This is a genomic window from Sphaerisporangium sp. NPDC049002 (genome assembly GCF_040649355.1).
In the GTDB taxonomy this organism is placed as follows: Bacteria; Actinomycetota; Actinomycetes; order Streptosporangiales; family Streptosporangiaceae; genus Sphaerisporangium.
In genome coordinates this window covers 1-5,687 of record NZ_JBEZFH010000326.1, presented here as the reverse complement: position 1 = coordinate 5,687, position 5,687 = coordinate 1, and the positions used below count along the sequence as shown (strand labels likewise).

7 protein-coding genes and 1 pseudogene are annotated in these 5,687 nt (G+C 70.3%); 1 reads left to right on the top strand and 7 read right to left on the bottom strand.

Annotation, left to right across the window (positions count from 1 at the left end; all coding sequences use genetic code 11):
- A partial coding sequence (locus tag AB0B89_RS34495) for an ABC transporter ATP-binding protein (protein WP_358561363.1) occupies positions 1–536 on the top strand: 536 nt, incomplete at its 5' end.
- 76 nt (positions 537–612) lie between these two features.
- On the opposite strand, the pseudogene AB0B89_RS34490 reads toward AB0B89_RS34495, so the two are convergent.
- From AB0B89_RS34490 to AB0B89_RS34460, 7 genes and pseudogenes are all read right to left on the bottom strand, one after another.
- Positions 613–921, bottom strand: a pseudogene (locus AB0B89_RS34490) (ATP-binding cassette domain-containing protein); the annotation flags it as partial.
- A gap of 8 nt (positions 922–929) precedes the next feature.
- Entirely contained in the window at positions 930–1,925 is a 996-nt protein-coding gene (locus AB0B89_RS34485; protein ID WP_358561360.1) for an amino acid ABC transporter permease, read from the bottom strand.
- A gap of 251 nt (positions 1,926–2,176) precedes the next feature.
- The gene (locus AB0B89_RS34480) at positions 2,177–2,500 is read right to left on the bottom strand and encodes a hypothetical protein (RefSeq protein ID WP_358561357.1); all 324 of its coding nucleotides are present in this window, start codon (positions 2,498–2,500) and stop codon (positions 2,177–2,179) included.
- Positions 2,501–2,595: 95 nt separating this feature from the next.
- Positions 2,596–2,937 carry a hypothetical protein gene (locus AB0B89_RS34475; RefSeq protein WP_358561354.1) on the bottom strand — a complete coding sequence of 114 codons (342 nt, stop codon included), beginning with the start codon at positions 2,935–2,937 and terminating at the stop codon, positions 2,596–2,598.
- A gap of 141 nt (positions 2,938–3,078) precedes the next feature.
- Positions 3,079–3,927, bottom strand: coding sequence for a helix-turn-helix transcriptional regulator (locus AB0B89_RS34470; RefSeq protein ID WP_358561351.1), 849 nt, complete (start codon positions 3,925–3,927; stop codon positions 3,079–3,081).
- Positions 3,928–4,031: 104 nt separating this feature from the next.
- Entirely contained in the window at positions 4,032–4,838 is an 807-nt protein-coding gene (locus AB0B89_RS34465; RefSeq protein ID WP_358561349.1) for an ABC transporter permease, read from the bottom strand.
- Positions 4,839–4,884: 46 nt separating this feature from the next.
- Positions 4,885–5,687, bottom strand: an 803-nt coding sequence (locus tag AB0B89_RS34460) for an ABC transporter permease (protein ID WP_358561347.1), incomplete at its 5' end; no start/stop codon positions are given.

The following is a 5,687-nucleotide window of genomic DNA, read 5'->3' as shown; positions in this document are numbered from 1 at the left end:
GCAAGGTGCGGTTCTCCTCGCCGCGGGCGCGCATCGTCATGGTGCCGCAGGACGGGTTCCTGTTCAGCGGCTCCCTCGCGGACAACATCCGCTACGGCCGCCCCTCGGCCACCGACGACGACATCGCCCTGGCCATGACCGAGCTGGGGCTGACCGACTGGCTGGAGGGCCTTCCCGCCGGCCTGTCCACCCCGGTGGGCCAGCGCGGCGAGTCGCTGTCGGCGGGGGAGCGGCAGCTCGTCGCGCTGGCCAGGGCCTATCTCGCCGACCCCGACCTGCTGCTGCTCGACGAGGCGACCTCCGCCGTGGACCCCGCCACCGAGGTGCGCATCGCGCGCGCCCTCGACGGGGTCACCCGCGGACGTACGGCCGTGTCGATCGCCCACCGCCTGTCCACCGCCGAGGCGGCGGACGAGGTGCTGGTGTTCGAGCACGGCCGTGTCGTCCAGCGCGGGCCGCACGCCGAGCTGGTGCGGCAGCAGGGCGTGTACGCCGACCTCTACGCCTCCTGGACCTCGGCGGCCAGGTCGTCGTAGAGCTTCTCGAAGGGCAGCGGCCCGATCGTCTCCGGATCGGCGGCGAGGTCGGGGCCTCGGTGACGTTCTGGCGGACGGTCAGGTGGGGGAAGAGGTTGAAGTTCTGGAACACGAACCCGATGTGCGTGCGCTGGCGGAGGATGTCGCGTTCGCGCAGCTCGTGCAGGCGGTCGCCGGCGCGGCGGTAGCCGGCCAGCTCCCCGTCGACGAGCACCGAGCCCCGGTCCACCTTCTCCAGGTGGTTGACGCTGCGGAGCAGGGTGGACTTGCCCGATCCGGAGGGGCCGAGGATCACGGTCACCTCTCCCGCCTCCACGCGCAGGTCCACCCCGCGCAGGACCGCGAGCGCGCCGAAGCTCTTGTGCACGCCGCGCAGCTCGACCATGGGCCGCGTCACAGCGCGCTCCGGCCGGCGAGGCCGCGTGCGGCGACCGCGCGGCGCAGGCGTCCCAGCGGGGTCTCGGGCAGGTGCCTGGTGGCCCCCTTGGCGTAGTGGCGTTCCAGGTAGTACTGGAAGACCGAGAGCACCGTGGTCAGGGCCAGGTACCAGATCGCCGCGACCAGCAGCAGCGCGATGACCCGCCCGCTGCGGTTGTAGATCACCTGCGCCTGGTAGAACAGCTCGGGCAGCGCCATGATGTACACCACCGAGGTGCCCTTGACCAGGCCGATGATCTCGTTCCCCGCCGTCGGCACGATCGTCCGCATCGCCTGGGGGAGCACGATCCTGAAGATCTGGCGGGCGCGGGGGATGCCGAGGGCGGCGGCGGCCTCAAGCTGGCCCTGGTCCACCGAAAGGAACCCGGCCCGCACGATCTCGGCGGCGTAGGCGCCCTGGTGGAGCGCGAGGCCGAGCGCGGCGGCGGTCACCGGGCCGATCAGGTCCATCGTGCCGACGGAGAAGAACGACGGGCCGAACGGCACGCCGAACGAGATCTGCTTGTAAAGCAGGGCCAGGTTGTACCAGAAGAGCAGCTGGAGGATCAGCGGCACCGATCGGAACAGCCAGGTGTACCCCCAGGCCACCGAGCTGAGCAGCGGGTTCGCCGACAGCCTCATCAGGGCCAGCACCGTGCCGAGCAGGAAGCCGAGCACGATGCCGAGCGCGGTGAGCTCCAGCGTGAACGCGACCGCGCGGAGGATCGAGGGGTAGAACAGGTACTCGCCCACGACCGGCCATTCCCACGCGGGGTTGGTGACCAGGGCGTTCGCCGCCATCAGCAGCAGGACGAGCACCACGGCCGCCGCCGCCCAGCGCCCCGGATGCCGGGCGGTGACGACCGTGAGCGGTGGGTCCCCGCCGGGCGGTGGATCGGCGACCGAAGCCCCGGGGGAGGCGGTCTCGGATCCGTTGTGCGTGCCACCGATGCCGAGGGACTCGACGGGCATGGCTGAAGCCTTTCTCACTCAACTGCCGTGGGCCCGTGGTGCCGGAGAGGGGCGTTCACGGGTCAGGGGGTGAGCGCCGGAGCGCGCCGGCGATGGGATCCCACTCCAACACAGACGAGCATTTCCGTCAAGACCTACTTGTTTAGTAGGTTTTAGGCCGACAGGGGGGCTGACCGCCTCACCTCGCCGTGCTCACCGTCCGCCCTCCCGGCCCGCTCGCCGGGAGGCGGCCTCGTCATGGTGCCCCGCGCCTACCGGTTCTGACGGTCGGCGGGGGTGAGCGCCTGGCGGATCCGCGCCTCGGTGGTGGACAGGTCATCGACGGGGGCGATGCGCTCGGCCCACGACCACCAGAACCACCAGGTCCCCTGCCGCTGAGCCGCGAAGATCACTTCAGAGAGGGTGGGCACCCCGGTGCTGACGACGATGAGCTGCGGGAGCCCTCCGTCGGTCGCTCCGACGCGCACGTACAGGCCGCGCCCCTGGAGCGCCTCGCCCAGCGCGTGCAGATGGGCGGTCGCGGTCAGGTGGGTGCTGGCCGTGGTCGCGCTCGCGACCTTGTCGGTGGTCGTCATGGTCGGCTCCGGTCTGCTGGGGACTTCGCGGATGGACACCGATGAACGCGGCCGGGTGTCAGGGGAGCCGTCGTCTCTTCGGGTTTCGGGGTCGTCTATTCGGGGTGGGCGAAGAGCTCGGGGAGCGGCCGCGCGCGCAGGGTCGCGTAGTGCTCGGCCAGCCGTGCGGCGGCGGTGGCGGGGGCGAAGGCGAACGTCCGCAGGGTGCGGCCCCGGCGGCTCGGGTGCGGGCTGGTCCACCAGATGATGCGGCCGTCGACCCGGGCCAGCAGGCCCTGCCACAGCGACACGGCGGCCTGGCCGTCTTCGAGGAAGTAGACGTACGAGGGGATGTTCCGGCGCGCGAGGCAGGTCTGCAGGTCGTCGGCGATCTGCCGTACGGCCGCCGCGGGGCGGCGGCCGGCGAGTGCGGCGGCTTCAACGTGGAGGGCGGGCACGAGGTGGCTCCTCACCGGCACGGCGACTGGGTTCGCCTGGCTCGTCGTGGGCCGTGCGAGACGGGCCACGGGCCGCGTCGCCACGGAGGGGGTCGCCCCTGAGGCTAGGTGGCGGCCGATCTCCTCATCAACGAAGTTGCTTCATGTTCCTCGCAATCTGCTCGACGTCTCGGCGATGAGGTCGCGGGCCGCCTGACCATAGACCGCGGCCTCGGCGAGTTTGGTGAACGCCCTCTCGTAGAGCGCCACGTCGGTGGGGGCCTTGATGCGGAACTGGCCGGGCACCGTATCCACTCTGACCTGATTATCGTCATATATCCAGAAATTTTCGGGTGGCATGATCGCCGACCGGGTCGCGGTGGGAATCACGCCGAAGCTGAGTTGCGGCATGTTGGTCGTGATCCGGAGCAGCCGGTCGAGCTGGGCCACCATCCCCTCGGCGTCGCACACCGGGGTGCGCAGCGCCTGCTCGCCCACGACGAACATGAACCGCTTGCCGCCGGTCCCGAGCACCTCCTGCTGGGCGATCCTGGCCGCCACCGCCGCGTCGAGGTCGTCGGGGATGCCCCGGAAGTCGATGATGGCGCGCAGGTGCGCGCGGGCGTATTCGGGCGTCTGGAGCAGCCCGGGGACGGCCGAGTGCTGGTAGACCCTGAACTGCTGGGTCTCCCGGTAGAGCGGCTGGAACGACTCCTGGACATGCCGCAGCCCGGTGGTCTCCAGCCGCCGCCACTCGGTGTACATCGAGTCGATGTTGCGCACGGCGGCGATCAGGTCGACGACGTACTCCTCGGCGTCGCAGACCCGGCACCAGACCCTGATGTCGTTCTCGTTGGGCATCTGCGCCGCGTGCTCGATCTTGGAGACCTTCGAGTAGTGCCAGCCGGCCTCGGAGGCGAGGGTCCGCCCCGTCAGGCTGGCCTCGCTGCGGATCTCGCGGAGCCGTGCGGCCAGGATTCCCTTCGCTTCGTTGATACGGGTCGGGGGCATGGGGGGCCACCTCTTCGGTTACGTGATGTCGTGACATCCCGACCGTAGCCCTTAGATTTCTCCCTGTACCCGTATATTGCGCGATGTTGCTTGGCGATCCCGGGTCAGTGGGTGCTGGTGGTGCCCGAGAGGCGCTGCGCGAAGTAGATCGGGACCACCGAGAAGACGATGAGCGCGGCGGCGACCACGTTGACGACCGGCGCCTGGTTCGGGCGGAAGAGGTTCTCGAAGATCCAGATCGGCAGCGTCCTCACCCCCGCCCCGGCCGTGAACGTCGTCACGATGATCTCGTCGAACGACAGGGCGAACGCCAGCAGCCCGCCCGCCAGCAGCGCCGAGCGCATCATCGGGAACGTCACCAGGCGGAAGGTGGTGAAGGTGTCCGCGCCCAGGTCCGCCGACGCCTCCTCGACGTTCACCCCCATGCGGCGCAGCCGCGCCAGCACGTTGTTGTGCACGGTGACCACGCAGAACGTCGCGTGACCCACGATCACGGTGAACAGGCCGAGGCCGACGCCGAAGGGTTCGAGGATCGTGCGGAAGGCGTTGTTGAGCGCGATGCCGGTCACGATGCCGGGCAGCGCGATCGGCAGCACGATGAGCAGCGAGACGGTGTCGCGGCCGAAGAACCGGTAGCGCTGCACGGCGAAGGCCGCCATCGTGCCGAGGACCAGCGCGATCGCCGTCGCGCCCAGTCCCGCCCGCACCGAGGTCCACAGGGCGTCGCGCACGCCGGAGGAGTTCCAGGCGATGCCCCACCACCGGGTGGTGAACCCCGTCGGCGGCCAGGCGAAGGTCCGGTCGGCGTTGAAGGAGTTCAGCAGCACGATCCCCAGGGGCACGTAGATCACCGCCAGGCCGAGGACCAGTGCCAGGCGCAGCGCCAGCCGTGCCGTGCGGGACAGGTTCACGAGGGCCTCCGGTCCACCGGGTCGGGAGAGGTGCGGGGGAAGCGGGTCACAGGTTCTCCAGCGCTCCGGTGCGGCGCACCGCGGCGAGGTACACCAGCATGATCACGACCGGGATCGTCGCCACGGCGGCGGCGAACGGCAGGTTGTTGGCGGCGCCGATGTTGTCGTAGACGACGTTCCCGATGAGCTGGCTCCTGCCTCCGACGATCTTCACGGCGATGTAGTCGCCCAGCGAGAGCGAGAAGGTGAAGACCGAGCCCGCCACGATCGCGGGGAACGTCAGCGGCCACACCACCGTGCGGAAGGTCCGCCAGCCCCGCGCGCCGAGGTCGCCGGCCGCGTCCAGCAGGGAGTTCGGCAGGCGCTCCAGCCCCGCGTAGATCGGAAGGATCATGTACGGCAGCCACAGGTACGACAGCGTCAGGATGGTCGCCGTGAGCCCGTACCCCCAGCCGAGCAGGCCGTCCGACGAGAGCATCACCCGCCAGGCGTACGCCTTGACCAGGTAGGACGCCCACAGCGGGGTCAGCACGGCGATGACCAGCCAGCGCTGGGTGCGCGGCGAGGCCAGCTTGGCCATCGCGAACGCCATCGGGAACGCGATCACCATGTCGATCAGCGTCACCGCGACCGCGACGCCGAGCGAGCGCAGCGCGACCGTCCGGTACACCTCGACGGTGAGCACGTCGTGGAAGTTGGCCCACGTGAACGTCCTGACGAGGTCGCCGGTGAAGGAGTCGGTGGTCCAGAAGGCCGTGACGAACAGGGCGGCGAGCGCGCCCAGGTAGGCGACCCCCAGCCAGGCCAGCGGCGCCGACAGCAGCAGCGACAGCCGTACCCCGGCGTGCC